20 protein-coding genes and 1 tRNA gene are annotated in these 25,196 nt (G+C 43.4%); 18 read left to right on the forward strand and 3 right to left on the reverse strand.

What is annotated here, in order from left to right; genetic code table 11:
• Positions 1 to 93 precede the first annotated feature (93 nt).
• Entirely contained in the window at positions 94 to 1,779 is a 1,686-nt protein-coding gene (locus RYO92_RS08755) for an LCP family protein (protein ID WP_315370146.1), read from the forward strand.
• 267 nt (positions 1,780 to 2,046) lie between these two features.
• Here RYO92_RS08755 and RYO92_RS08760 read toward each other — a convergent pair whose 3' ends face one another.
• Both RYO92_RS08760 and RYO92_RS08765 read right to left on the reverse strand, forming a co-directional pair.
• A complete protein-coding gene (locus RYO92_RS08760; RefSeq protein WP_007156512.1) occupies positions 2,047 to 2,700 on the reverse strand; it encodes a potassium channel family protein in 654 nt (217 codons plus the stop codon).
• Between the two features lie 10 nt (positions 2,701 to 2,710).
• Positions 2,711 to 4,057 carry a TrkH family potassium uptake protein gene (locus RYO92_RS08765; RefSeq protein ID WP_315370147.1) on the reverse strand — a complete coding sequence of 449 codons (1,347 nt, stop codon included), beginning with the start codon at positions 4,055 to 4,057 and terminating at the stop codon, positions 2,711 to 2,713.
• Between the two features lie 250 nt (positions 4,058 to 4,307).
• On the opposite strand from RYO92_RS08765, the gene RYO92_RS08770 reads away from it, so the two are divergent.
• Positions 4,308 to 4,379, forward strand: a tRNA-Gln gene (locus tag RYO92_RS08770).
• 280 nt (positions 4,380 to 4,659) lie between these two features.
• The gene (locus RYO92_RS08775; protein ID WP_314965977.1) at positions 4,660 to 6,138 is read left to right on the forward strand and encodes a hypothetical protein; all 1,479 of its coding nucleotides are present in this window, start codon (positions 4,660 to 4,662) and stop codon (positions 6,136 to 6,138) included.
• 302 nt (positions 6,139 to 6,440) lie between these two features.
• Here RYO92_RS08775 and nagB read toward each other — a convergent pair whose 3' ends face one another.
• The gene (nagB, locus tag RYO92_RS08780) at positions 6,441 to 7,175 is read right to left on the reverse strand and encodes a glucosamine-6-phosphate deaminase (protein WP_314965976.1); all 735 of its coding nucleotides are present in this window, start codon (positions 7,173 to 7,175) and stop codon (positions 6,441 to 6,443) included.
• Between the two features lie 159 nt (positions 7,176 to 7,334).
• On the opposite strand from nagB, the gene RYO92_RS08785 reads away from it, so the two are divergent.
• The 15 genes from RYO92_RS08785 (at position 7,335) to dapF (ending at position 25,062) form a co-directional block, all read left to right on the forward strand.
• Positions 7,335 to 8,093, forward strand: a complete 759-nt coding sequence (locus RYO92_RS08785) for a cell wall-binding protein (protein WP_315000616.1) — start codon at positions 7,335 to 7,337, stop codon at positions 8,091 to 8,093.
• Complete coding sequence (locus RYO92_RS08790) at positions 8,090 to 9,013, forward strand: LysR family transcriptional regulator (protein ID WP_007156505.1); 924 nt, start codon at positions 8,090 to 8,092, stop codon at positions 9,011 to 9,013. The genes RYO92_RS08785 and RYO92_RS08790 overlap by 4 nt, the downstream gene beginning before the upstream one ends.
• A 32-nt stretch (positions 9,014 to 9,045) precedes the next feature.
• On the forward strand, positions 9,046 to 9,540 hold the full coding sequence (locus tag RYO92_RS08795; RefSeq protein ID WP_315370149.1) for a hypothetical protein: 495 nt from the start codon (positions 9,046 to 9,048) through the stop codon (positions 9,538 to 9,540).
• A gap of 138 nt (positions 9,541 to 9,678) precedes the next feature.
• Positions 9,679 to 11,037 carry an MATE family efflux transporter gene (locus tag RYO92_RS08800; RefSeq protein WP_315365302.1) on the forward strand — a complete coding sequence of 453 codons (1,359 nt, stop codon included), beginning with the start codon at positions 9,679 to 9,681 and terminating at the stop codon, positions 11,035 to 11,037.
• Positions 11,038 to 11,047: 10 nt separating this feature from the next.
• Positions 11,048 to 12,502: a nicotinate phosphoribosyltransferase gene (locus RYO92_RS08805; protein ID WP_315370150.1), complete on the forward strand. Its 1,455-nt coding sequence runs from the start codon at positions 11,048 to 11,050 to the stop codon at positions 12,500 to 12,502.
• A gap of 71 nt (positions 12,503 to 12,573) precedes the next feature.
• Positions 12,574 to 15,822, forward strand: coding sequence for an isoleucine--tRNA ligase (gene ileS, locus RYO92_RS08810; protein ID WP_315370151.1), 3,249 nt, complete (start codon positions 12,574 to 12,576; stop codon positions 15,820 to 15,822).
• Between the two features lie 159 nt (positions 15,823 to 15,981).
• Entirely contained in the window at positions 15,982 to 18,441 is a 2,460-nt protein-coding gene (locus RYO92_RS08815; RefSeq protein ID WP_007156500.1) for a glycogen/starch/alpha-glucan phosphorylase, read from the forward strand.
• Between the two features lie 97 nt (positions 18,442 to 18,538).
• Entirely contained in the window at positions 18,539 to 19,261 is a 723-nt protein-coding gene (locus tag RYO92_RS08820) for a GNAT family N-acetyltransferase (protein WP_314833476.1), read from the forward strand.
• A 3-nt stretch (positions 19,262 to 19,264) separates the two neighbouring features.
• Positions 19,265 to 19,414 (forward strand): hypothetical protein, encoded by a 150-nt coding sequence (locus RYO92_RS08825; RefSeq protein ID WP_315370152.1) that lies wholly within the window; start codon positions 19,265 to 19,267, stop codon positions 19,412 to 19,414.
• 126 nt (positions 19,415 to 19,540) lie between these two features.
• Positions 19,541 to 20,068 (forward strand): VanZ family protein, encoded by a 528-nt coding sequence (locus tag RYO92_RS08830; protein ID WP_315370153.1) that lies wholly within the window; start codon positions 19,541 to 19,543, stop codon positions 20,066 to 20,068.
• The gene (locus RYO92_RS08835; RefSeq protein WP_315370154.1) at positions 20,002 to 20,322 is read left to right on the forward strand and encodes a hypothetical protein; all 321 of its coding nucleotides are present in this window, start codon (positions 20,002 to 20,004) and stop codon (positions 20,320 to 20,322) included. Before RYO92_RS08830 ends, RYO92_RS08835 begins: the two co-directional genes overlap by 67 nt.
• A gap of 172 nt (positions 20,323 to 20,494) precedes the next feature.
• Positions 20,495 to 21,367 (forward strand): hypothetical protein, encoded by an 873-nt coding sequence (locus RYO92_RS08840; RefSeq protein WP_315370155.1) that lies wholly within the window; start codon positions 20,495 to 20,497, stop codon positions 21,365 to 21,367.
• Between the two features lie 102 nt (positions 21,368 to 21,469).
• Complete coding sequence (locus tag RYO92_RS08845; RefSeq protein WP_315370156.1) at positions 21,470 to 22,777, forward strand: D-alanyl-D-alanine carboxypeptidase family protein; 1,308 nt, start codon at positions 21,470 to 21,472, stop codon at positions 22,775 to 22,777.
• A gap of 29 nt (positions 22,778 to 22,806) precedes the next feature.
• Positions 22,807 to 24,183: a hypothetical protein gene (locus RYO92_RS08850; RefSeq protein ID WP_315370157.1), complete on the forward strand. Its 1,377-nt coding sequence runs from the start codon at positions 22,807 to 22,809 to the stop codon at positions 24,181 to 24,183.
• Positions 24,184 to 24,234: 51 nt separating this feature from the next.
• Positions 24,235 to 25,062, forward strand: a complete 828-nt coding sequence (gene dapF / locus RYO92_RS08855; protein WP_007156492.1) for a diaminopimelate epimerase — start codon at positions 24,235 to 24,237, stop codon at positions 25,060 to 25,062.
• Positions 25,063 to 25,196 lie beyond the last annotated feature (134 nt).

Genomic DNA, 25,196 nt, shown 5'->3' on the forward strand with positions numbered 1-25,196 from the left:
TTTATATTAAGGAATTATGAAAGCACTTTTTTTGTGAAGAAAGCTTTGTTATACTTTTCAGGCAGAGCACTTACAAAAAATAGGGAGAAGACTATGGCAGACAGAAAAAGAAGAACTGCACCCAGTAGAGAATTTATCAGAGAAAGAGAAGAAAGCAGCAGAAATAGACGTCCCTCTCGAAATCGTTATCAGGAGGAGTATGATTCTGATGAGGAATATGATGACTACGATGACGAGTATGAAGATGATTATGATGAGGACTATGACGACTATGATGAGGACTATGAAGATGAGAACTTCGAGGAAGAGCCTCAAAGTCTGAAAAGAAGAAAGTCCCAAAGGCAGGGCGCAAATATCGCTACAGTCACCGGTCGCTCCGATAGAAGAAGAAATCCATCCGGAGCAGAGAATCGAAAGGCCGTAAGCGGCGGGAACAGCGGAAGAAGCAATAGAAATACGGCTTCGGAAAGGTCGGTGCAAGACAGAGGGAAAAGAAAGAAAAAGAAGTCTATTTTTCAGAAGTTGGGCATTCTTTTACTGCTTGTATTTTTCGGTCTTCTCCTTTGGCGTTTTATATCTCCGTATTTTGGCCCTAAATATTGGACGGTGGCAGTTTTCGGCTTGGATTCCAGAGACGGCAACAAGGAGGCCGGTGCACTTTCCGATGTAATTATGCTGGCTTCTGTTAATAAGCGAACCGGAGAAGTAAAATTGAGCTCCATTTTCAGAGATAGCTATATGCAGATCGATGAAGAAGGAACTTATCATAAGATAAATGAAGCATATTTTAAGGGGGGACACAAGCAGGCTGTTGAAGCTTTAGAGAGAAATCTGGACATTAAGATTGACGACTATGTCAGCTTTAACTGGGCTGCGGTGGCGAAGGGAATCTCCGCTCTTGGAGGCGTGGATCTGGAGCTTTCCGATGCGGAGTTTTTCTACATCAATGCATTTATCACGGAAACGGTACAGTCCACCGGAATTCCTTCCGTGCATCTGGAGCATGCGGGGATGAATCATTTGGACGGAATTCAGGCGGTGGCCTACGGTAGACTCCGTCTAATGGACACGGATTTTAACCGTACTGCAAGACAGAGGAAGGTTCTTGGCCTTGCCTTTGATAAGGCAAAAAAGGCAGGTCCTGTAAAGCTAATGCAGGTGGCATCCATGGTTTTACCGGAGCTTTCCACCAGTCTGGATATGGGAGATATCACCACATTGGTTACCCAGGTGGATCGTTATCATATCGGAGAAAGCAGAGGCTTCCCCTTTGCCAGAACCACCATGAAGATTAAGAAAATGGATGTGGTAATTCCGGCAACGCTGGCCAGCAATGTAACGGAATTACACAGCTATCTTTACGGCGTGGAGAACTATAGTCCCAGTGCCAAGGTACAGGAAATCAGTGCCCATATCGCCAAGGTTTCCGGAGTTGGCTCTCCCATGGAAGATGCTGAGGAAGCAGGTACAGGCGGAGGAACTGTGAGAAAGAAGGAAGCCGGAAAAGCCAAGGCCGCTGAAAATGCGGAGAAGGGTAAGAAAAAGAAAAAAGAGGAGCAGACAGAGGCTACAAAGAAACAGGAAACTAAGACGGAAACGGAAGAAGAGAGCACTGTAAAAAATAAAAAAGAAACAAAGGAAGAGAAAAAATCCACAGAAGAAGAGACGAAGGAAACAAAAGAAAAGAAGGAAACGGAGGAAACTGTGGAAGTAGGACCCGGGGCGGCCCTAGGAGAAAAATCTTTAGAGACGGAAGAAAATAATACACCGGGAACTTAAAAGCCGGCAAATAAAGAAAAAAACATCCTCTGAGTCGGATATTTGACATGGAGGATGTTTTTATTCATAACGAGTATTGCTCGCAAAGCGTGCGATATCTCGTTTTTCAGGAGTATCCCTCTCAAAGCGTACGATATCTCGTTTTTCAGGAGTATCCCTCTCAAAGCGTACGATATCTCAGTGCTGAAGGCAAATTCCTCGTGGACTATGGAATACTATGATACAGCATTGAATAGTAATCGTCGCAGGATTATTTGCTTAAAAAGTCTACCCTAAAGTATGAAAATATTTTTGGATATCCTTATCCTTGCCGATAATAAAAAGGCTTTCTCCTTCTCGGAATTGGTAGTCCGGTCCCAAAGTAACATTGACTTCATCATTATATTTGACAGCAATAATATTGACTTTGAATTTATTTCGAACTCCAATTTCTCCAATAGATTTACCAATCCAATCCTCAGGTAAGGCGATTTCAAAAACGGCAAAATCTTTGCTGACTTGAATGTAATCCAAAACATTCTCAGAACTGCACTGCACAGCGGTAAGGCTTCCGACTAATTTTTCCGGATAAACTACCACATCGGCTCCGTTTCTAAGTAAGAATTTTTCTTGTAAATCTCTGGCAGCCCTGGAAACTACTCTTTTTGCACCCAGTTCCTTTAAATGGGAGGTGACTTCCAAAGAAGCTAAAAAGTCGGTTCCGATGGCTACAATACAGACGTCAAAATTGGAGATACCCAGAGATTTTAAGAATTCCTGATTTCCTGCGTCTCCAATTTCCGCATTGGTAACGTAGGGGAGAGCTGCTTTTACTCTTTCCTCACTGCTGTCTACTCCGAGAACCTGCGTATGCATTTCATTTAGCTTTTTTGCGACATGTAAACCGAAACGACCTAGACCGATAATTAAAATTTGTTTCATACTTTCTCCTTTATCCGACAATTACATTTTCTTCAACAAGTCTTCCCTTGTTTTGGTTAGCATTAGGAAAGACGGCATAAATCAAACAAAGTCCGCCAACTCTTCCGGTGTACATTAGAAAAATGAGAACCATATGAGAAATGGGACTAAGATTTGGGGTGATTCCCAGTGTAAGCCCCACAGTGGCAATAGCACTGGCAGCTTCAAAGCTGGTGGCCAGTAGCGGTAATTTATCATGGAGACTGATAAACATTCCGGAGAGAATACATAAACTAATATACATGAAAGCGATTGTCGTAGCATTTCGAATGATTTCTCTGGAAATAGTCCTTCCAAAGGCTTCTGTACGGGAATTGTTTCTAAAAATAGCAATGGAGGTTAAAAGTAAAACAGTCATTGTGGTGACTTTCATACCGCCTCCCGTACTTCCCGGCGCAGCCCCTACCAGCATTAGCAAGGTTTGCAAAAAGATTCCGCTATCGGAAAATTTTGAAAAATCCACGGTATTAAAGCCTGCGGTACGTGGAGTGACTGCTGTAAATAATGAAGCAAAAACCCGATTTTTTATGGGCAGCCCTCGGAACTCAACAAAAAAGTAAAATATTGCAGGAAGAAGAATAATAAATACCGTGGTAGAGAGAATGATTTTGCTTTGTAGACGAAAGCGATGAAAATTCCATTTATTTTTTGCAATATCCTGCCAAGTCATAAAGCCTAAGCCTCCAAGAAGAATCAGGCTCATAATGCTGATGTTCACCACAGGGTTTCCTACGTATTCCGTGAGAGAAGAAAAGGGTTCTTTAACGCCCATCAAATCGAAACCGGCATTACAAAAAGCGGATACGGAGTGGAAAACACTATACCAAAGTCCTCTCCGAAGTCCGAACTCGGGAATAAATTGTGTCGCAAGAAGGATAGCAAAGAATAACTCTATAATTCCGGTCCATTTCAGAAGAAAAACCAACATTTTCATGATTCCGCCCTGAGAATTTACAGAAATGGAATTAGCCAGAGTGTTTCTTTGAGAATATCCGATTTTTTTTCCGAAGAAAAGGATGACGGAGGTTACCACTACCACCACACCAAGCCCACCAATTTGAATCAAGAAAAGAATGACTGCTTGCCCGAAGAAAGACCAGTGCGTGGCGGTATCGTATACAATTAAACCGGTAACACAGGAAGCGGAGGTGGAAGTGAAGAGTGCATTTAGAAAGGGGGTATAAACGCCATCATTACTGGAGATCGGCAACATCAGAAGAATTGCTCCCAATAGAATCAACACGGCAAAACCCAGGATGATTTTCTGAAAATAATTTAAACGAAAGAGTTTCATTTTCGTACTACTCCTTAAATTCATTAATACAACTTGTTTGATTATAGGCACATAAAGAAAAAATAGATAGTCAAAATATTAGATTTTAGAGAAATCGTAAATGCTATGAAACACATTTGAGTTTTGAATACAAAATTTTTGTTTTATGAAGAAAATCTAGTAAGAATAAAAAAATCTAGTAAGAATAAAAAAATCTCTTGACAAGAAAATAAAAACTCTGTATGATAATCGAGTCGCTGATTTTTATTCATTTTTTAAGAAAACAGCAGATTTTAGGGCTATCGCCAAACGGTAAGGCAACGGACTCTGACTCCGTCATTTCAAGGTTCGAATCCTTGTAGCCCTGCGAAAAGCATCACGAATCGTGGTGCTTTTTTTCTTGTTCTTCTATAAAATCAATTTAATACAAAATATCTAATAAATTTACAATATACTACTATTAATTTATTAAAAAAGACAAAATTAAGGCTTTGTGCTATAGTGAAACCATGAACGAAATATGGAAGAAAACGCAGGGACCGAAAATATGTGCTTAGAATAAAAGCTATTTCTATCTATTCTATTATCTCCATAAGTTTAAGATCTCATTTTTACAATCCAAAATCATATTAAAGTCTAGGAGATTCATGCCAGGGAGGGCGCTACAGCATTTGCTGAGAAAGGAGCGGGATATGCCTTCCCCAATGAAAAAACCTTCATTTAACGTTTCCAAAAACATGAAAAGAAACTGTATTGTTCTTGCCTGTATAGGAGCTCTTTTCCTGATTGGCATGACAGCTTTTGGTGCTTACAATAACCGGCCGGTGAAGATTCCGCTGGATAAGTTCTATCAGGTGGAATTTACCGGTGAAGATGGTCTGGGAGAGGGAAAGCTTATCTTTCAGAAAGAAGATTTTGAAAAAAATTATCTTGGAAAAATCAAGAGAAAAGGAAGATACAGCAAGAGAAGTAGAGGAATCTTCGGGATGATGACCAATCTTTTTCTGAAAGAGGCGGAAAAAGAGATTATATTGAGTGAAGTGGAGTATGCGGTAATGCAGCTTCCGGAGCTTTCCGAGGAGAGTCAATTGGAAAATGGAGATCATGTTTCCTTAAGCTGTAAAGAGGATTTATCCTGGATTGAGAAAAGCTATAACGTGAAGCTGCTTTGGGAGGATAAGGATCTGGTAGTAAAGGGGCTTTATGAGAGAACAGACGTGAATCCCTTTGATTTTCTGGATGTTCAATTTACCGGAAATTCCCCGCAGATGAGAGTAGAGCTGGCTTTAAAGAATGCTCCCTCCTGGATGGAACTTGGAGATGTGAATGTCAGCAAAAGAGAGGGGCTTGCCTCCGGAGACAAAATCCAAGTTACTTTTTATCAGGAATTAACGAGAAAAGCAGAGAAAGAGCATATCTATTTTTTGGAAACAGAGAAGGAATATGAAGTCCCCAAGGCCAATGCTTATTGGACCAGTGGAAAGGATATTCCCGGAGACACTTTAAGACTGCTACAGGAAGCATTTATGGATTCTCTTCATAGGGAGATGACCGGAGGAACAGAAGGGGAGTATGTTGATCTTTCCGGTATATCCGTACAGTATTTGGGAAATTATTTTCTCAGTCGGAAAGAAGATGCCCCGGTGCTCGGTCACAACAGACTATTCCTGCTTTTTGAAGTTCATGTGCCTTTAAAATTAAAGGATGGAAGCGTACAAAATATTCAGTATTGTAATGGAATAGAATATCAGGACTTACTCATGGATCAGGATGGAAAGGCACTGGTAAAGCCGGAGGATGGCATTGGAATGGGGGCTGTTCATCCCATAGCCTTTCCCCTGGGAGAGGATGATTCTCTGTATTTGTACGGATATAAAGATTATGCCGAGTTTTATAAGCAAGAAATCTTCCCTCTCCTTACAGACTTTAGGGGAGAAGACAACAGCTTAAAGGCACCTGAGGCTGTTTCCGGGATTTCCCCTCAGCTATCTTTTCAGGCATCTAGGGAGGGCTCAACAGAAGTATCCGCAGATAGCGCCAACCCTACAATGGAGACTTCCGCTGAGACATCTGCTAAGTCGGAGTCAAAAGTGGCTTCAGAAGCTTCTGTCGAGAGCTCCTCTTAAGACATTCTGTATGGTAACTATGGTGAAAACCTAGGGATATAGAAGACATTGAAGGGAGGAGCACCTATGACATAAAAGAAGAAATAAAAGAAAAACTATTTTTGTAACCTGACAAAATAAATCGAATAATTCTATCTAAAAAGAGTCGAAAAATCAGAAAGAATAGCTTCATTTCTCTTTCCGCTTTTTCGGCTCTTTTCTTTAGAAAGAAAATGATGGAACTGTAAAAATGTACCGCCCCCCAAATTCAGACCTATATTGCTCAGAAAATTCTTTTTGATTTTTTACAGCCCCATCATATATTATAGCTTACATTTACTTAAAGCCGCTTCATCTGCAAGAACAGTAACATGGGGATGGAATTGCAGAATGGAAGCGGGAACAGAGGGAGTAACCGGGCCTTCCAAGACTCTCTGTAAAATATCCGCCTTATCCTTTCCGGATACCATTAAGAGGATTTTTTTGGCTTTCATAATGGTACCGATTCCCATGGTATAGGCTTCTCTGGGAACTTCTTCTTTAGACGAGAAGAAGCGCTGATTGGCTTCGATGGTTTCTTCGGCAAGCTGTACACAGTGGGTTTCCCTTGGGAAAGAATCACTTGGTTCATTAAATCCGATATGCCCATCATGTCCAAGCCCCAGAATCTGTAAATGGATTCCTCCTAATTTACGAATCAGAGCTTCATACTCAAGGCAAGCCTTATTCGCGTCTTCCAGAAGACCGTTGGGAACGGCAGTGTTTTCCATAGGAATATTTACGTGCTGAAACAGCTCTTGATTCATAAAATAGCGGTAGCTGTGGCTGTCCTCCGGAGCAAGACCTCTGTATTCATCCAGGTTCACGGTACGTACTGCAGAAAAATCCAGACGTCCCTCCTGATATAATTCTCTTAAAACCTGATAGGCACCGATGGGGGTGGAGCCTGTGGCTAAGCCCAAAACCGGGTGCTCTCTTTGGGTGATTTCCGCCGCAATCAGCATGGCGGCTTTTTTGCTGAGAACCGAGTAATCCTTTACCTTTTCAATCCGAAACATGGGAGTCCCTCCTTGCAATCTGCGTTTTTTTCATAGTAGCAAAAAGAAATGGGGTATACAATAGAAAATCCTAAGCAGAATCTAGGAAAAACTACGGTGGGTATTACAATGGAAAAAATTATGCTATACTAGGCAAATAGTTATGTAAAGGAGGATAGAATGAGAGTACAAAAGGGATATCAAAAGAATTTTTGCCAACGTTTTTTGTCGGGAATGGCATTTCTTTTTCTGTTCTTTCTCATGGGAACAGGAATTTCCCATGCAGAGGGAAGATGGGAGCAGGAAGGACAGAGTTGGTACTATTATTCTTCGGACAATAAAGAAAGCTATACCGGCTGGGTACAGTCTTCCACGGATGGACGTTGGTATTTTTGCTTAAACAGTAAAATGCAGACCGGCTGGGTCAGCTGGAACGGGAAATGGTATTTTCTGAACAGTGACGGAGCTATGGCGGAAAAGCAGTACGTGGGCAATTTTTATCTGGGAGAAGATGGAGCGGCTCTCATTTCCGCAGAAACACCGGATCAGAGAAAGACTTCGGAAAACGGATCTCTTCTAAGGAAGGGAAAGCCCATGCAGGAGTTAAATGAGAAAACTGCGAAATACATCTCCGTTTTGATGGAGCATCCGGACGCCAAGGTTTTCTTTGACAGCCCCAACCAGTTAAGTCTGGAAGAAGGGAACGGTTATCCCTTTGTGATTTTCAAGAAAATGAGTTTATACGATAGAAAGTCGGGAGAACTTCTATATGCCGGGGATGCGGCCTTTCATAAAAATGCCGTGATTGAATATAACAGCGGAAGTGGAAAGAAGATGATTTCCGTTATGGATCTTATGATGATTCGGGGTGTTGCGGGAGAAAGAGTGTTTATTGATCCGGCAGGCTATATTACCTATGTGTCAGGAGGCGTGGAATGACCTTACAACAGCTTCGTCAGGTTATTGCGGTAGCCGACTACGGCTCCATGAATGAGGCGGCGAAGCAGCTGTACCTAACCCAGCCCAGCTTAAGTGCTACCATCAAGGCGGTGGAAAGAGAAATCGGGATAGAAATCTTTACCAGATCCAACCGGGGAATTATCGCCACGCCTGAAGGAGAGGAATTTCTGGGCTATGCCAGACAGGTTTCGGAACAGTACCAGTTAATGGAAGATAAATATCTTTCCGGAGGACCTCAGAAAAAGAAATTCAGTGTTTCCATGCAGCACTATACCTTTGCAGTGGAGGCCTTTATTCGACTGCTTCGACAGTATGAGGAAAACAATGTCTATGAGTTTTCCGTTTTTGAAGGCAGAACCATTGATGTTATTGAAAATGTCCGTAAGCAAATCAGTGAACTGGGCATTATCTATGAAAATGACTTCAATGAAAATGTCATCGGAAAGATTTTACGAGAGGGAGACTTGGAATTTGTACCCCTCTTTTCTTGCAAAATATATGTTTTCATGGCGAAATCCAATCCTTTGGCAAAGAAAAAGCTCATTTCCATGGAGGATTTGATGGATTATCCCTGTTGCACTTTTGATCAGGGGGAGAGAAATTCCTTCTACTTTGCGGAAGAAGTTTTAAGTACCTATGATTACAAGAAGTTCATTAAGGTCAATGATCGAGCTACGATTTTAAATCTTATGGTGGGCTTAAATGGATATACGCTCTGTTCCGGTATTATTTGTCAGGAATTAAACGGACCGGAGTATATTGCGATTCCTTTGGATACAGAAGAAACCATGCGAATCGGCTATATAAAAAATAAGAAGATGCATCTTTCCGAGCTTGGCAAAAAATATGTGGAAGAGCTGCAGAAATATAAGGTACAAGAAGAAACAGACAGTATTTAGAGGGAGAAGCCTTCTCCCGGAAAGGAACGGCAATGTTTGATTGGCTAATGCCCTTTTTTTATATTCTGAGCGCTACGGAAGTGGCGGAAGCTCCTTCCGGCTTTTCCATAGAACAAGTCCTTCAGCCCCCACTGCTGTATGCCTGTATCGGAGGGCTGATTCTTTTCCTTTTTCTTCTATTTCTCCTTCTGCGTTTCTTGAGAAAAAGAAGGCATAAAAAGGCACTGGAATATCATATTGATGAGAAAGACAAATACCATGTTCGCTTGGAAGCGAAGAATCTTTCCGCTCTGCTTCCGCCCCTTTTGGAAGGCTTAGGGGGAAAAGAAAACATTCAGTCTTTGCGAAGTGAGAATAGAAGGCTGAAGGTAGGCATTAAAGACTATGATTTGGTGAAGGAATCCTGCATTCGGGAGGCGGGATTTCCCGGATTAATCCGTCCCAGAAAAGATGAAGTGCAGATTATCGTGGGAGAGGATGCGGAGGAGCTTAAGAATCGTCTGGGACAGGAACTTTCTCTTTCTTAAAAGGATCTTCGGAAGGAAAAGCTGAATAGCTTTAAAAAGGAAAACGGAATAGCTTCGAAAGTAAAAATGGAATAGCTTCGAAAGTGAAAAGCGAATAGAATTGAAAGGGAATGTAGAATAGAATCGAAAGGGGGAAAAGTGAAAAAAAGCTACGAGTTGGATATGACCACGGGGGCAATTCTTCCTAAAATGCTTCAATTTTGTTTTCCTCTGATGTTTACGGGGATTTTACAGCTGCTTTTCAATGCGGCGGATGTCTTTGTTGTGGGAAAATATGTGGGAGCTGTGGCAATGGCGGCTGTAGGCACTTCGGGGCCGATTATAAACCTGCTGGTTAACCTTTTTTTAGGTCTGTCGGTGGGGGTAAACGTTGCTGTTGCCCGGTATATCGGAGCCAATCGGAGAAAGGATGTGGAGGAACTGTTGGCTACAGCCTACACTACGGCTTTGCTTTCGGGATTTTTGCTTCTGCTAATTGGAAATTTACTTATTTCCGCGATTATCCGGGGGATGAATACCCCGGAGGAAGTGGCGCCTCAGGCAGAGACTTACCTTCGCTACTTTTCCTTAGGCATTCCCTTTATGGTACTGTATGATTTTTTGGCAGCGGTATTTCGAGCAGTGGGAGACACAAGACGTCCCCTCTATGTACAGATCCTGGCAGGCCTTTTGAATCTGGCTCTCAATTTAAACTTTGTGATTCAGTGGAAGATGGGAGTTGCAGGAGTAGCTATTGCCACCAGCATTTCTCAGCTCTTTTCGGCTGTGGTTTTAGTGATTTTACTGGCAAGAGAAAAGGAAGCTTTGCACCTTCATCCCCTCCGCTTTCGTATCCATAGAGACAAATTAAAAAAGATAGTCTCCATAGGACTTCCGGCAGGGATACAGGGAACCTTATTTTCCATTTCCAATGTAATGATTCAATCCGCCATCAATACCTTCGGCTCTCAGGCTATGGCGGCAGCCACCATATCCGCCAATTTAGAAGGATTTGTCTATATTTCCATGAACTCCATATCCCAGGGGCAGATGTCCTTTGTCAGCCAAAATCTTGGGGCGAAGAAATACAGTAGATTAAACGGTATTTTGAAAAGCAGCTTAACCCTGCTATTCAGCATTGCCCTTCTGACCGGCATAATTGTTTTCTTCTTTGGAAGAAACCTGGCGGGGATTTTTACGAAGGATGGAGAGGTTTTGCAATACGCCAAGGAAAGATTGGAGATTATCGTCTATCCGTATATGATTTTTGGCATGATGGATACCTTGGTGGGAGCGCTACGGGGTTTTGGCTGCAGTATTCAACCGATGTTTATCAGCTTGGTGGGAATTTGTTTGAGTCGTGTGTTTTATGTCATGGTACTTTTTCCTATGGAATTCTTCCATGGCTTACGGCCCTTATACATCAGTTATCCCGTGAGCTGGATGATTACTGCCTTTTCCCTGTGGATTATGTATTTCTATATCAGAAAACAGTATCCCAGGGTCGACTATCGTTAGGAGAAAGAAGATGGAAAGAAACTTTACGTTACTGACAGACTTTTATGAGCTCACCATGATGCAGGGCTATTTAAAAAGTGGAAAGCATCAGGAAAGAGTAATTTTCGATATGTTTTATCGAAAGAATCCCTGTGGAAACGGCTTTGCCATTTGCTGCGGTTTGGAGCAGGTGGTTGAATATATCCGCAATCTGAATTTTAGTGAAGAAGATATTGATTATCTTCGAAGTTTGGGAACCTTTGATGAAGATTTTATTGAATATCTTCGAGGTTTTCACTTTACCGGAGATATATATGCCATTCCGGAAGGAACAGTAGTCTTTCCTAAGGAACCCTTAATCAAGGTAATTGCTCCGGTGATTGAGGCTCAGTTGGTGGAAACTGCCATTTTAAATCTGGTCAATCACCAGTCTCTCATTGCCACAAAGGCTTACAGAGTGGTGCATGCGGCTCAGGGAGACGGGGTAATGGAGTTCGGTTTACGAAGGGCTCAGGGACCGGATGCGGGAATATACGGTGCCAGAGCCGCGGTCATTGCAGGATGCATCGGTACTTCCAACGTTTATGCGGGACAGAAATTCCGTGTGCCTGTGTTGGGAACCCATGCTCACTCCTGGATTATGTCCTTCCCGACAGAATTAGAGGCATTTAAGGCTTACGCCAGACTCTATCCCAATAATTGTATTTTATTGGTAGATACCTATGATACCTTAAAGAGCGGTGTAAAGAATGCCATTCTTTGCTATGATGCCATGAAGGAAGAAGGGATTACCCTGAAGCGCTTCGGTATTCGTTTAGATTCCGGAGACTTGGCTTACCTTTCCAAGAAGGCCAGGAAAATGTTGGATGAGGCGGGCTATCCTGATGCAATAATTTCCGCTTCCAATGATTTGGACGAGAATCTGATTGCTTCCTTAAAGGCGCAGGGAGCCTGCATCACCAGCTGGGGTGTGGGAACCAATCTGATTACCTCGGAAAGTCAGCCCAGCTTTGGTGGAGTATATAAGCTTGCGGCTACATATTCGGATGAGGGACAATGGGTTCCTAAGATTAAATTGTCGGAGAACTCCGAAAAGATTACCAATCCGGGAAATAAGCAGATTTACCGTATTATCGAAAAAGACAGTGGAAAGGTTTTTGCAGATTATATTGCCCTGGAGGATGAGACATTTTCCGAAAAAGAGGATTTGGTCTTATTCGATCCCATTGATACCTGGAAGAAAAGTACCTTAAAGGGCGGAAGCTATGAGATGAGACCGCTCCTTGTACCTATTTTCTTAGGCGGAAAGTTGGTGTATAATTGCCCTTCTGTAGAGGAAATCAAAGCCCACTGCAAGAAGGAACAGGAAAGCCTTTGGGAGGAGTGCAGACGTTTAACCAATCCCCATGCCGTACACGTGGATTTATCCGATAAATTGTATGAGATGAAGAAGCAATTGCTGACGCAGTACAGCAGAGGAGAATAGGGACAATTTCTTGCTTTATTTTTCCCCAATCATTATAATAAGGCGACTAAAGGAATAAGAAGGAGAACTACATGTTTAAAAAAGTAGATAGCAATATGCAATTCGTGGAAAGGGAGAGAGAGGTCGAAGAGTTCTGGAAAAAAGAACAAATCTTCGAAAAGTCCATCCTGGAGCAGAAGGAGAATGCCTCCTATGTTTTCTATGACGGTCCTCCTACGGCCAACGGAAAACCGCATATTGGTCATGTGGAAACCAGAGCCTTTAAGGATATGATTCCAAGATTTCATGCCATGAAGGGGAAGATGGTGCCCAGAAAGGCAGGATGGGACACCCACGGCCTTCCTGTAGAGCTGGAAATTGAAAAAGAAATCGGTATCAACGGAAAAGAACAGATTGAATCCTACGGGGTAGCCCCCTTTATTGATTTATGTAAGAAGAATGTCTGGAAGTACAAGGGAATGTGGGAGGACTTCTCTTACAAGGTTGGCTTCTGGGCGGATATGGATAATCCTTATGTGACCTACCATGATGATTTTATTGAGTCCGAGTGGTGGGCCTTAAAGGAAATTTGGAAGAAGAAGCTCTTGTACAAGGGCTTTAAGGTTGTGCCCTACTGTCCCCGTTGCGGAACTCCCCTTTCCTCCCATGAGGTAGCACAAGGTTACAAGGAAGTGAAGGAGCGTTCTGCGGTTGTTCGCTTTAAAATCAAGGGAGAAGAGGGATATTTCCTGGCTTGGACCACAACTCCCTGGACCCTACCCTCCAATGTGGCACTTTGTGTACACCCTGATTTGGAATATGCCAAGGTAAAGGCTGCAGACGGTAATCTTTATATCCTGGCTGTGGCAAGACTGGATGCGGTATTGTCCGGTTTGGCGAAGGAGGGAGAAGAAGCTTATTCCATCCTGGAAACCTGTAAGGGTAAGGACTTGGTGGGTCTTTCCTATGAGCCTCTTTATGACGGTGCTGAAAAGGAAGCGGAGAGACAACATAAGAAGGCCCATATCGTGGTTTCCGACTATTATGTCAGTGCAGATGACGGTACCGGTATCGTCCATATTGCCCCTGCCTTCGGTGAAGATGACGGAAGAATCGGTAGAGAAAACGATTTAGCCCTTGTAAAGTTTGTGGATAGTGAAGGAAAGCTTACAGCGGAGACACCTTTCTTCGGTATGCGTTGTAAACCCACAGAGAAAGAAGTGGCGGAAGGCGCCATCAGTGCGGATCCGGAAGTATTGAAGGACCTGGAGAAGAGGGGACTTCTTTTTGACGCACCGAAATTTGAACACAGCTATCCCCATTGCTGGCGTTGCGGAACTCCTCTGATTTACTATGCAAGAGAAAGCTGGTTTATCAAGATGACCGCTGTTCGGGATGAGCTGGTTGCAAATAACAACACCGTAAACTGGATTCCTGAGTCTATCGGTAAGGGACGTTTCGGCGACTGGATTGAAAATGTACAGGACTGGAGCCTTTCTCGTGATCGTTACTGGGGAACTCCCTTAAATATTTGGGAATGTAAAGACTGTGGAGAACAGGAAGCCATCGGTTCCATTAAAGAATTATCGGAAAGAGCCGATAATTATCAGGAGGTCTTGTCAAAATTAAAGGCTGAGGGAGATAAGGGCTATTCCTCCGACTATGTAGGCTATGAGCATATTGAGCTTCATAAGCCCTATGTGGACTACTTAAAGTGTAAGTGTCCGAAGTGTGGCGGAGAAATGACCAGAGTTCCGGAGGTTATTGACTGTTGGTTTGACAGCGGTGCTATGCCCTACGCCCAGCATCATTATCCCTTCGAGAATAAGGAGCTTTTCGAGGCTCAGTTCCCTGCACAGTTTATCTGTGAAGCGGTAGACCAGACCAGAGGATGGTTCTATTCCTTATTGGCGGAGTCCACCATTTTGTTCCATAAGGCTCCCTTTGAAAATGTCTTGGTGCTGGGCCATGTACAGGATGAAAACGGACAGAAGATGTCCAAGTCCAAGGGGAATTCCGTAGATCCCATGGAGGCCTTGGAAAAGCACGGAGCGGATGCAATCCGTTGGTTCTTCTATACCAACTCTGCACCATGGTTACCCAACCGTTTCCATGATCAGGCGGTAGTGGAGGGACAGAGAAAGTTCCTGTCTACTTTGTGGAACACCTATGCGTTCTTTGTGCTTTATGCCAACATTGATAACTTTGATCCTACAAAATATACCTTGGACAAGAAGAGTCTTACACCTATGGACAGGTGGGTATTCAGTAAGCTGAATTCTTTGATTCTTACTGTGGATACCAATCTTTCCCAGTTTAAGATTCCCGAGGCGGCGGCTGCATTGCAGGAGTTCTGTGAAGACCTTTCCAACTGGTATGTACGTCGTTCCAGAGAGCGTTTCTGGGCTAAGGGAATGGAGCAGGATAAGATTAATGCGTACCTTTGCTTATATGAAGCTTTAGTGACTTTTGTTAAGTTGGCTGCTCCGCTGGTGCCATTCATTACCGAGTCTATCTATCAGAACCTGGTATGCTCAGTAGATAAGAATGCTAAACCTTCCGTTCATCTTTGTGCCTATCCGGTAGCGGATGAAGAGTGGATTGAGCCCAAGCTGGAAGAAAGCATGGAAGAAGTATTGTCTTTGGTACGTCTGGGAAGAGCGGCAAGAGAGAAGGCTCAAGTGAAGAACAGACAGCCTCTTTCCGCCATGTATGTTTCCGGAGGACAGGCTCTTTCCAAGGACTGGGAGAATATCATTACCGATGAGTTAAATGTAAAGTCCCTGCAGTTTAAGGAGGATTTGTCCGACTTTACGGCGTACATCTTTAAGCCTCAGTTAAAGACTGTGGGACCGAAGTACGGAAAGCATTTGAATGAGATTCGCCAGTTCTTACAAGACTTGGACAGCAAGTCGGGTATGGCGGCATTGGCAGAGGGAGCTATTCGTTTTACCACAAAGGATGGCACGGAAGTTGCCTTAGCCAAGGAGGATTTGTTAATCGAATCCACAAAGAAGGACGGCTTTATTACGGAGGAAGATGCTAAGTACACCGTAGTGCTGGATACCAACCTGACGGAGGAACTGAAGGAAGAGGGCTATATCCGTGAAATCATTTCCAAGGTGCAGACCATGCGTAAGGAAGCGGGCTTTGAGGTTATGGATCAAATTACCCTCTATGCCGAGGATAATGACTTCCTTATGGGCTTAATGAATAAGTACCAAGAGGAGTTATGCAAGACCGTTCTTGCTACAGAGCTTCTTTGCAACTGCTGTGAAGGCTATGAGAAGGAATGGGATATTAACGGCGAGAAGCTTTGCTTAGCTGTAAAGAAAAACTAAGGGCGAAAAGCTTTGCTTAGTGACAAAGGAAAGCTGAGCTTTGAAATTTTTGCTTAGATGCAAAGAAAAAATAAACGGTGAAACCATTTTCCCGCTTCGGCGGGAAAAATCACTATATATTACTAAAAGGAATTAGTAAGGGATGTATAAGGAGGAAGGATGCAAAAGTTTGACAAAGCACTGTTTAAAAAAGAAGTGGAAAACAATGCCAGAAAGCTTTTCAGACGAGAATTAACAGAGCTAAACGAGAAGGAAGCTTTTCATGCTGTAGCGGCAGCGGTACAGAATCAGATTATTGATGACTGGATTCGTACTACCAAGGCGGCTGAGGAAGAGGATTGTAAGAGAGTCTATTATCTTTCCATGGAGTTTTTAATGGGAAGAGCTTTGGGCAACAATATTTTAAACCTGACATCTCAGGAGGAAATTCGAGATGTGATTAACGAGCTTGGTTTAAACCTTTCCGCACTGGAAGAGGCGGAGCCGGACTGGGCTTTAGGAAACGGCGGTCTTGGTCGTTTAGCGGCCTGCTTCCTGGATAGCTTGGCAACCCTGGGCTACTGGGCTTGCGGATGCGGTATTCGTTATAAGTACGGCTTCTTCAAGCAGCAGATTGTAGACGGATACCAGAAGGAAGTGGCGGATGACTGGTTAAAGGACGGAAACCCCTTCGAGATTCGTCGTGCGGAGCTTGCCAAGGAAGTTCGTTTCGGCGGTTGGGTAGAGACTGTACAGGAGGAAGATGGAAGACTGCACTTTGTACATAAGGGCTATCAGGCTGTAGAGGCAATTCCCTATGATACTCCGGTGGTGGGCTACAACAACCATGTGGTAGACACTTTAAGAGTATGGGATGCCAAGGCAACTGACACCTTCCGTTTGGATGAGTTTGATAAGGGAAATTACCAGAAGGCGGTGGAGTCAGCCAATATGGCCAGAAATATCGTAGAGGTATTGTATCCCAACGATAACCACTATGCCGGTAAGGAGCTTCGTCTTCGTCAGCAGTATTTCTTCATTTCCGCATCTGTACAGACTGCGGTAGCAGACTATGCCAAGAGACATAACGGCGATGTTCGGAAGCTTTATGAGAAGGTGGCTTTCCAGTTAAATGATACCCACCCCACAGTTGCCGTGGCAGAGCTTATGCGTGTACTGATGGATGATTATCATCTGACTTGGGATGAGTCCTGGGAGATTACCTTAAAAACCTGCGCTTACACCAACCATACCATTATGGCTGAGGCTTTGGAAAAGTGGCCCATTGAGCTGTTCTCCAAGCTTCTTCCCAGAATTTATCAGATTGTGGAGGAGATTAACCGCAGATTCTGTGAAACCGTTCGGGCTAAGTATCCTGAGCAGGCGGAAGAGAAGATTGCCAAGATGGCAATTATCTATGACGGCCAGGTTAAGATGGCACACCTTGCCATTATCGGCGGTCATGCGGTTAACGGTGTAGCGGCTCTTCATACGGAGATTTTAAAGAAGCAGGAATTAAGAGACTTCTACGAGATGTATCCGGAGAAGTTCTCCAACAAGACCAACGGTATCACCCAGAGAAGATGGGTTTACCATGCCAATCCGGAGTTGGCAAAGTGGATTACTGCCCATATCGGAGATCAGTGGCTTACCGACCTGTCCAAGCTGGAGAAGCTGGCAGTTTATGCGGATGATAAGCAGGCGCAGGCTGAGTTTATGGCCATTAAGAGACATAACAAGGAGCGTCTTGCCAAGTATGTGCTGAAGCATAACGGCATTAAGTTAAATGTGGATTCCATCTTTGACGTAATGGTAAAGCGTTTGCACGAGTATAAGAGACAGCTGATGAATATCCTTCACGTGATGTATCTTTACAACCAGATTAAAGATCATCCGGAGATGGAATTCTATCCCCACACCTTTATCTTCGGAGCCAAGGCGGCAGCAGGCTATAAGACTGCAAAGCTGACCATTAAGCTCATCAATAACGTGGCAGAGGTCATCAACAATGATCCTACTATCCAGGATAAGATTAAGGTAGTCTTCATTGAGGATTATAAAGTATCCAGTGCAGAGGTGATTATCCCTGCAGCGGACTTCTCCGAGCAGATTTCCACTGCTTCCAAGGAAGCTTCCGGTACCTCCAACATGAAGCTTATGGTAAACGGTGCTTTAACCATGGGAACTATGGATGGAGCGAACGTGGAAATCGTACAGGAAGTTGGGGCGGAAAATGCCTTTATCTTCGGTATGAGCAGTGACGAGGTTATTGCTTTAGAGCATAACAACGAGTACCGTCCTATGGACATTTTCAACAACGACCAGGAAATTCGCAGAGTCCTAATGCAGCTGGTAAACGGCTTCTACAGTCCTGAGGATCCTGAATTGTTCAGACCTTTGTATGATTCCCTGTTAAATACCAATGAATCCGACAGAGCGGATCGTTACTTTATCTTAAAGGACCTTCGTGCTTATATGAAGGCACAGGAAGAAGCAGTGAAGAAGTTCCAGGATGAAGAGTGGTGGGCAAGAGCGGCTATTTTAAATACAGCCCATGCCGGAAAGTTCTCCTCTGACAGAACCATTGAGGAGTACGCTAAGGATATCTGGGGATTGGATAAGATTGTTTTTAAAGACTAAAAGGATTAGCTAGGAGAAAGTCATGAAATAGGCTTAGAAGCCTTGTACTTCAAAGAAGGAAAGGAATGACTTTGACGAGTTAGAACAGGAGAGAGGAATGGAAGTCGAATTACAACGAACTCTGTCTTTAGAAGAGGAGAGGGATTGTAAGACACTCCTCTCTCTTTGTAATTTAGAGGAAGAACATCCCTACGATACAGATTTGGATTATGATTTCTTTTATCTCATTCGCAATGAGGGAGAGAAGGAAACGGGAATTGCCGAGGGAATATTGGCACTGCTTATGGGCTATAAGCTTGGAGAACAGCAGGGAGGAAAGGATGTGCTCCTTTGTCTTGCCTTTGTCCATCCCAAGATGAGGGGGCAGGGCTTATTTACCCAGTGTAAAGAAAGTCTGATGGATGATTTTCGAAACTGTGTGTTTCGATTTATGAAGAAAGGAGAAAGGGAAGAGGAATTTTCCCTTTCCTTTCCTTATTTGTATACAGAATATTTTTTGGAAAAGAAGCTGGAAGAAGGGATTGCTTTTCCGGGAGAAAAGAGAATTTATCCTTACGGAGAGGTTTATTTTTCTCCCTATAATGAAAAAACACTTTACCTTTACGGACTTATGGTGGAAAATAGGTATAGAGGTCAGGGAAAGGGAGAGGCGATTCTTCGGGATTGCTTTGAAGAAGGAGAGAAGGGACCCTATACCAGGGTGATTCTTCAGGTGGATTCCCGAAACAGCCCGGCCATGAAGCTTTATCAGAAAATGGGATTTTTGGTGAAAGAAGCCAGCTCCTATTATCAGCTGAAAAAAAGAAAGAAAGAGGACTAGGACTTGGAAAGAATATATAAAATCATGAGAAATGTAGGAGGATCCTCCATTGCCTTAGGAGTAATTCTTATTACACTGGGAATTGTTACCGGGGTGCTGTCCATTGTACATGGAGCCATCTTGCTAAAAAGAAAAGAGGATTTAACGTTCTAAAGTCTCTTGGTAAATAAGAAGCATCCGGATAGTATCGTTTCTGAATTGCTATAAGGAAATGAGATGGAGGGAATTAGACTGTGACGGACTTCTTAGAAGAGAGAATTCAGACGTTTAGTGTGTGATATGCATAGAAAAGAAATGACGAAAAATCGTTGGTTGGGGGTATTCTTTTTCTGCCTTTACCTGATTTTTCTCTTTTATGTTTTGTTTTTTTCCGAGTTAAAGGGCAGAGGCTTTATGAATCGGGCGGAATTTTCCTATAATATGGAGCCTTTTAAGGAGATTTTCCGCTTTCTTTTTTATTGGAAACAAATCGGTCTTGCCCATGCTTTGGAAAACTTACTGGGAAATATCATCGGCTTTTGCCCTTTGGGCTTCCTGCTCCCCAGCTTTTCCAAGCGCTGTAGAATGTATTGGTATAATACGGTGATGTCAGGCTATCTTTTGTCCTTTGGAGTGGAGGCGATTCAGCTTATCTTCCGTGCCGGAAGCTGTGATGTGGACGATATTATCCTGAATACCCTGGGAACCGCCCTGGGTTATGTTCTGTTTCGACTCATACAAAGGGAAAGGAGGAGAAGAAAATGGAAGGAGAAAAGCGTTTTAGCTACATCCGAAAAAAATGGGCAAAGGGAAGTCTGGGAGCCATAATCAGTTCCTTTGTTTCTCTCTGCCTTTTCTTTCTCTGTATAGGAATTTCCTTTTATGAAAAAGGAAACGGGCCTTTAGTGCTAGGAGCATTGGCATTATTTTCCGTGAACTTTCTTTTGATTTCCCTTCGTTTTGCCCTACCTGTGGAAAAGGGAAAATTCATTGAAAGACGTCCTGTCTATGTGGCTTTGGGAGTAGATATCGTTCTTTTGTTCCTTTGGCTGGCTCTTTTACTCTTAGGCTTAAGAATGTAGCTTTGGTGTCCGGTATGGATATAGTATTTTTTCTGTCCGTCCCGAAATAAGATAAGTTTTGCTATCCGGCCTGAATAAAGTATTTTTTAAAGATAGACAAAGAAAAAAATTAGGAAATTCCTTTCTTTTTTGTAATAGGAAGCAGACTGATTTTTGTTATAATGGAGGAGTCATGGGAGAAAGAAGAAATAGCGCTTTAGAACGGATTCGGGAGATTCCCTTGGAAATGAGGGAAGATTCCCCGTATAAAGAAGTATTTCGTCCCTTGGCTTTCTTTTTTTTGGATTATTTTAAAGAGCGGGAGAATCAAGAAGCACAGTCTTTAGAAATAGCTACTGTGGAAGGAAATACGGATGCATCCGTTCCGATTAGTTCTTTACTAAAACGCTATCAGAGGGAACTGCAGAATTTTCTTTTCCCCGGAATTGCTAAGGAAAGGAGTCCTTTCGGCGATTTCTTTTCCATTTTGATTTTCCTTTCCTTCGGGATTGTTTTGGAGAATGAGGAAGAGGCACAATCCAGAATTTTGGAGCTTTATTTACAACTTTATCTTTACAGCCAATCCGATGAAGCATTGGAGAGAAGCAGGTTCCAAGATATTTTCTATTCTCATTTTTATGATTACTGCAGGGATTTCCTGGAAGAGCGTTATGAAGAGGAGGAGAAGGATCCCTTTTTATATCGCAACAATATCCTTTTCTTCGGATGGATGCCCTATTATGGAAGTAGTCCTTTCTTTTCAAAGGACTATGTTGAAAGCCATCAAAGGGATGCTGCCATATTTTTAGGAGATCGCTTCCTGTCCCACCTTTATCAGGCTTATGAACAAGAGGAGAAGCTCTGGCATAAGCGGAGGGGGAAAAGCAGAGTCCAAATTTTAGAAGAACAGTTTAAAAAAAGAATAGATTTTCAGCCGGAAAACTATTGTATAGAGAATGCTCAAGGACTTTCCTTCCACGCCCATCAAAAAAAACTTTGGAAGAGCTTTTTAGAGAAAACCAATGATGCAAGGATAGACTTTGAGATAATGAGGGAAAGGACTTAAAGTATTTTGCTTAGTATGAGGGAAAAAAAAGGAAAGAGCAGGGGGAGGATTTTTTTACTCCTTTCTTTTTGTTTTTTTATTCTTTTTCATAGTGTGGTAGCAATGGCTGCCAGCTGGCCGACAGCAGACTTAACTGCGGAGTCCGCCATTGTGGTGGATGCGGAAACCGGGGCGGTTTTATATGAAAAAAACGGAGATGTGAGAGAATATCCTGCCAGTATTACCAAGGTGATGACGGCGCTTGTAGTTTTGGAGCACGCATCCCTAGAGGATAAGGTGACATTTTCTCATGATGCGGTATACAATGTGGATCGGGGCTCCTCCAACGCCCAGATTGAAGAGGGGGATGTTCTGACGGTAAATGACTGTTTGCATGCCCTGTTACTCAAGTCTGCAAATGAGGCGGCAAATGCTTTAGCAGAGCATGTGGCAGGCTCTAGGGAAGCCTTTGCGGAGATGATGAATGAGAAGGCGAAGGAGCTTGGTTGCACAGGAACTCATTTTCAGAATCCTTCCGGCTTGCAGGATGAGAACCACTATACCACTGCAAGGGATATGGCGTTAATCGGTATGGCTGCCTTTCAGAATAAGGAGTTTTTGGAAATTGAAAAAAATCTGAGTCATACTTTAGGGAATTTAAAGCGTCTTCCGGAGGGAAACACGATTTACATGGAGCATAAAATGATGCTCTCCAACACAAAGTTCTATGATAAAAGGGTAGTAGCGGGAAAAACCGGTTATACCCAGATTGCGGGAAATACCTTAATTAGCCTGGCGGAGGATCAGGGAAGAAAGGTGGTTACAGTAGTTTTGAAGGACAAAAATCCTTCTCACTACACGGATACAAAGGCCTTACTGGATTTAGCTTTTTCGGAAACGGAAAATCAAACTTTAGGGGAACATCCCGGTGCTTTAGAGGCCTTACGAAAGGAATTGGTATCCGCCGGAAAAATCACGGAGGAGAATAAGATTCATTTTCTGGATACTGTGAAGATTTCTCTTCCTAAGGGAGCAAGTCAGGACGGATTACAATACGTTTTCACGGATATTGCAGAAGATGCTCCGGCTTCCGCCCTGGGAAAAGTGCAGATCTTACTGGATGGAAAAGTTGTAGGGAGCGGATATATTGGGAAAGATCAAAATATTCAGGTCATTTTAAATAATAAGGAAACCAAGAAAAAGGTAGCAGTTGCAGCGGTTACCGTCAGCGGCTTTACGATTTTAGCCGGCTTCGGATTTTTCCTCTTTGGAGGAGGCGCCTTGTATGGAGCAAAAAACCTTCATGATGAACGGAAAAGAAAGAAGAAGTGGAAGGAAAGACGAAAGAAAAATCTGGAAGAGTTGCAGATTTCAGAGGAAGAATTTAAGATTCTGGTAGAAAAAAGAAAGTCAGGGAAAAAGAAGAAATAGTGCAAAAAGAGCAAAGGAGACTTTGACATATGGATGAGAAGAATCAGCAGGGCGGCACTGAAGCAAAGGAAATGGATGAGAGGAATCAGCAAAGCAAACCTGAAGCTATAGAATCGACGGAGCAGGCTAAACAGGAGAGCTATAAAGCTACTGCACAGCACAGGGAGCTTGAGCAGTACGGGGATGCTGAGGATAGGGAAGAGGAAGAGGCTCTGGAAAGAGAACGGCAGAGACTTCGAGAGGAAAGAAGAGAGAGAAGAAAGCAAAAGGAAGCTGCCAAAAAAGCTGCTCAAAGAAGACGACTGCTTCTGCTTCTTCTTTTCCTTTGTATCGTCTTTGTAGTGCTTTTCCTTTTTTTGAGAAAAGGAAGCCCGGCTCAAAGAGGGCAGGAGAAAACCAGCAACTCTGTGGCGGAAAGAGCTCCTATAGAAGCGTATTATGTAGAGGACAAGGGAAGTACTAAAGCTGAGGAGCTGGAGGCTTATCTGGAAAATGCCGGAGAGTACAACGCTTCTGTAAATCTGCACAGCTTGATTTATGAAGAAGGAAAAGAAGAAGAATTAAAGCAAGCATTAAAAGAGGCTAAGGCAGAGCTGTTGCTGGGAGAAGGCAGTGAAAAGCTGGAGGCATTTTTGGAAAAATTCTCTGTGGAGGAAAAAATACCCTACCTGAGTCAGAGCAGCAAAAAGCTGGAGCCGGGAAATAATCATTTTGTTCTGGAAAAAAGTCTGGAGGATCAGGCGGTGGACCTGGGATTTTTCGCTTATAATGAGGCCTTCCGGAAAATGGGTATTCTCCTACAGGAAGGAGATGAGAAGGGCAAGACCTTAGCGGAACAGCTTTCGGAAAGCTTCCCTGAATACGGAGGAACGGTAGAAATTCGCAGCTATAAGGGAGAAGAGGATTTTCAAGCGAAATTGTCGGAGCTGGAGGAAGCCGGAATAGATCTTTTGTTCCTTCCAAGTCCCGGAGAGCAGGAGAAAGCGCTTCTGTCCGAGGAGAAATCCTATAATGTGCTTTTGGGAAAAGATTGGGATCAGGAGAATTTCCCCGGGGATTTGGAACTTCCCTATCCGGTATATCTCTATGGAAGAGAGAATAAGGCATTGCCACTGGCGGAAAAGGAAGAGGAAAGTTCCGCTTCGTCAGGAGAAGAGGTACAGGAAAGCTCCGATTCGTCAGGAGAAGAGGCGCAGTTGGGAAGCAGATATGACAGGGATTTGCTGGGAATTCTTAGCAAGTTAAGAGCAGAAGTAAAGAAGAAAAGTCTTCTGCAAACACTGGAAAGCATGAGCTATCAGGGAGAATGTGGAGAGTACCACTTCCTTCCCGGACAATACTGTTTAAAAGGGCAGGGACAATTTTATGAATTACAGGGGCAGGAAAAAAGAGACCTGAATCCATAAAATGAGACAGATTCTATAAAAATCTGCTTTTTTTCGAAGAAGGGAGCAATCATGAAATTTACCAAAATGGAAGGTTTAGGCAATGACTATGTTTATGTCAATGCTTTCACGGAAAAGGTGGAGAATCCGGGGGAACTGGCAAGGCGTATTGCAGACAGACATTTCGGTGTAGGAGGAGACGGGCTGATTCTGATTGAGCCTAGCGACAAGGCGGATGCCTATATGCACATGTTTAATGCAGACGGTTCAGAGGGCTCCATGTGCGGAAACGGGATTCGCTGTGTGGCAAAATACATTTACGACCACGGCATTGTGGACAAGGAAAGAAGACAGCTTCGCATAGAGACCAAATCCGGTATCAAAGACATTGAAATCTTTGTAAAAGACGGAAAAATGGAAAAGGCTACCGTGGATATGGGAGAAGTCAAGCTGGACGGAGAACTGCCGGAGAATATAGAGGTACGGGGCATGTCCCTTCAATTCGTGGGCATTGATGTAGGAAATCCCCATGCGGTATATTTCCTGGAGGACAATCCTGAGCTGTCCGTTTCTTCCGTTTCGGAATTGGACTTGGAAAAAATCGGAAAAGATTTCGAAGAGCATCCCCGTTTTCCGGATAAGGTAAATGCAGAGTTTATTCAAGTGCTTTCCCCTTCGGAAATTCGCTTTAGAGTATACGAAAGAGGTTCCGGAGAGACCCTGGCCTGCGGAACAGGCGCTACTGCAGCTGTAGTGGCGGGAATTCTGATGGGAAGATTAGAAGATAAGGCTACGGTGCATCTCCTGGGAGGAGATTTGGAAATATCCTATGATAAAAAAACCGGTCACGCCTTTATGACGGGACCGGCCAGAGAAGTCTTTAACGGGGAATGGATATAGAAGTTCATGTGCTTTATGGCGTATAGGCTTAAATGAGGGCACGCTCCCGCTAACCTCGCCTTGACTGAGCAGTGGTTTATGTTAACCACTGCTCACTTTGCTTGTGCGCCTAGCGGCGCACGTTTCTAACGGGT

It is taken from the genome of Oribacterium sinus, assembly GCF_963553175.1.
Taxonomy (GTDB): domain Bacteria; phylum Bacillota; class Clostridia; order Lachnospirales; family Lachnospiraceae; genus Oribacterium; species Oribacterium sinus_B.

What these genes read in the sequence shown, in the direction of transcription:
- RYO92_RS08755 (WP_315370146.1), top strand. Translation starts at nt 94, where the DNA reads ATGGCAGACAGAAAAAGAAGAACTGCACCCAGTAGAGAATTTATCAGA.
- RYO92_RS08760 (WP_007156512.1), bottom strand. Translation starts at nt 2,700, where the DNA reads ATGAAACAAATTTTAATTATCGGTCTAGGTCGTTTCGGTTTACATGTC.
- RYO92_RS08765 (WP_315370147.1), bottom strand. Translation starts at nt 4,057, where the DNA reads ATGAATTTAAGGAGTAGTACGAAAATGAAACTCTTTCGTTTAAATTAT.
- RYO92_RS08775 (WP_314965977.1), top strand. Translation starts at nt 4,660, where the DNA reads ATGCCAGGGAGGGCGCTACAGCATTTGCTGAGAAAGGAGCGGGATATG.
- nagB (WP_314965976.1), bottom strand. Translation starts at nt 7,175, where the DNA reads ATGTTTCGGATTGAAAAGGTAAAGGATTACTCGGTTCTCAGCAAAAAA.
- RYO92_RS08785 (WP_315000616.1), top strand. Translation starts at nt 7,335, where the DNA reads ATGAGAGTACAAAAGGGATATCAAAAGAATTTTTGCCAACGTTTTTTG.
- RYO92_RS08790 (WP_007156505.1), top strand. Translation starts at nt 8,090, where the DNA reads ATGACCTTACAACAGCTTCGTCAGGTTATTGCGGTAGCCGACTACGGC.
- RYO92_RS08795 (WP_315370149.1), top strand. Translation starts at nt 9,046, where the DNA reads ATGTTTGATTGGCTAATGCCCTTTTTTTATATTCTGAGCGCTACGGAA.
- RYO92_RS08805 (WP_315370150.1), top strand. Translation starts at nt 11,048, where the DNA reads ATGGAAAGAAACTTTACGTTACTGACAGACTTTTATGAGCTCACCATG.
- ileS (WP_315370151.1), top strand. Translation starts at nt 12,574, where the DNA reads ATGTTTAAAAAAGTAGATAGCAATATGCAATTCGTGGAAAGGGAGAGA.
- RYO92_RS08815 (WP_007156500.1), top strand. Translation starts at nt 15,982, where the DNA reads ATGCAAAAGTTTGACAAAGCACTGTTTAAAAAAGAAGTGGAAAACAAT.
- RYO92_RS08820 (WP_314833476.1), top strand. Translation starts at nt 18,539, where the DNA reads ATGGAAGTCGAATTACAACGAACTCTGTCTTTAGAAGAGGAGAGGGAT.
- RYO92_RS08830 (WP_315370153.1), top strand. Translation starts at nt 19,541, where the DNA reads ATGCATAGAAAAGAAATGACGAAAAATCGTTGGTTGGGGGTATTCTTT.
- RYO92_RS08835 (WP_315370154.1), top strand. Translation starts at nt 20,002, where the DNA reads ATGGAAGGAGAAAAGCGTTTTAGCTACATCCGAAAAAAATGGGCAAAG.
- RYO92_RS08840 (WP_315370155.1), top strand. Translation starts at nt 20,495, where the DNA reads ATGGGAGAAAGAAGAAATAGCGCTTTAGAACGGATTCGGGAGATTCCC.
- RYO92_RS08845 (WP_315370156.1), top strand. Translation starts at nt 21,470, where the DNA reads ATGGCTGCCAGCTGGCCGACAGCAGACTTAACTGCGGAGTCCGCCATT.
- RYO92_RS08850 (WP_315370157.1), top strand. Translation starts at nt 22,807, where the DNA reads ATGGATGAGAAGAATCAGCAGGGCGGCACTGAAGCAAAGGAAATGGAT.
- dapF (WP_007156492.1), top strand. Translation starts at nt 24,235, where the DNA reads ATGAAATTTACCAAAATGGAAGGTTTAGGCAATGACTATGTTTATGTC.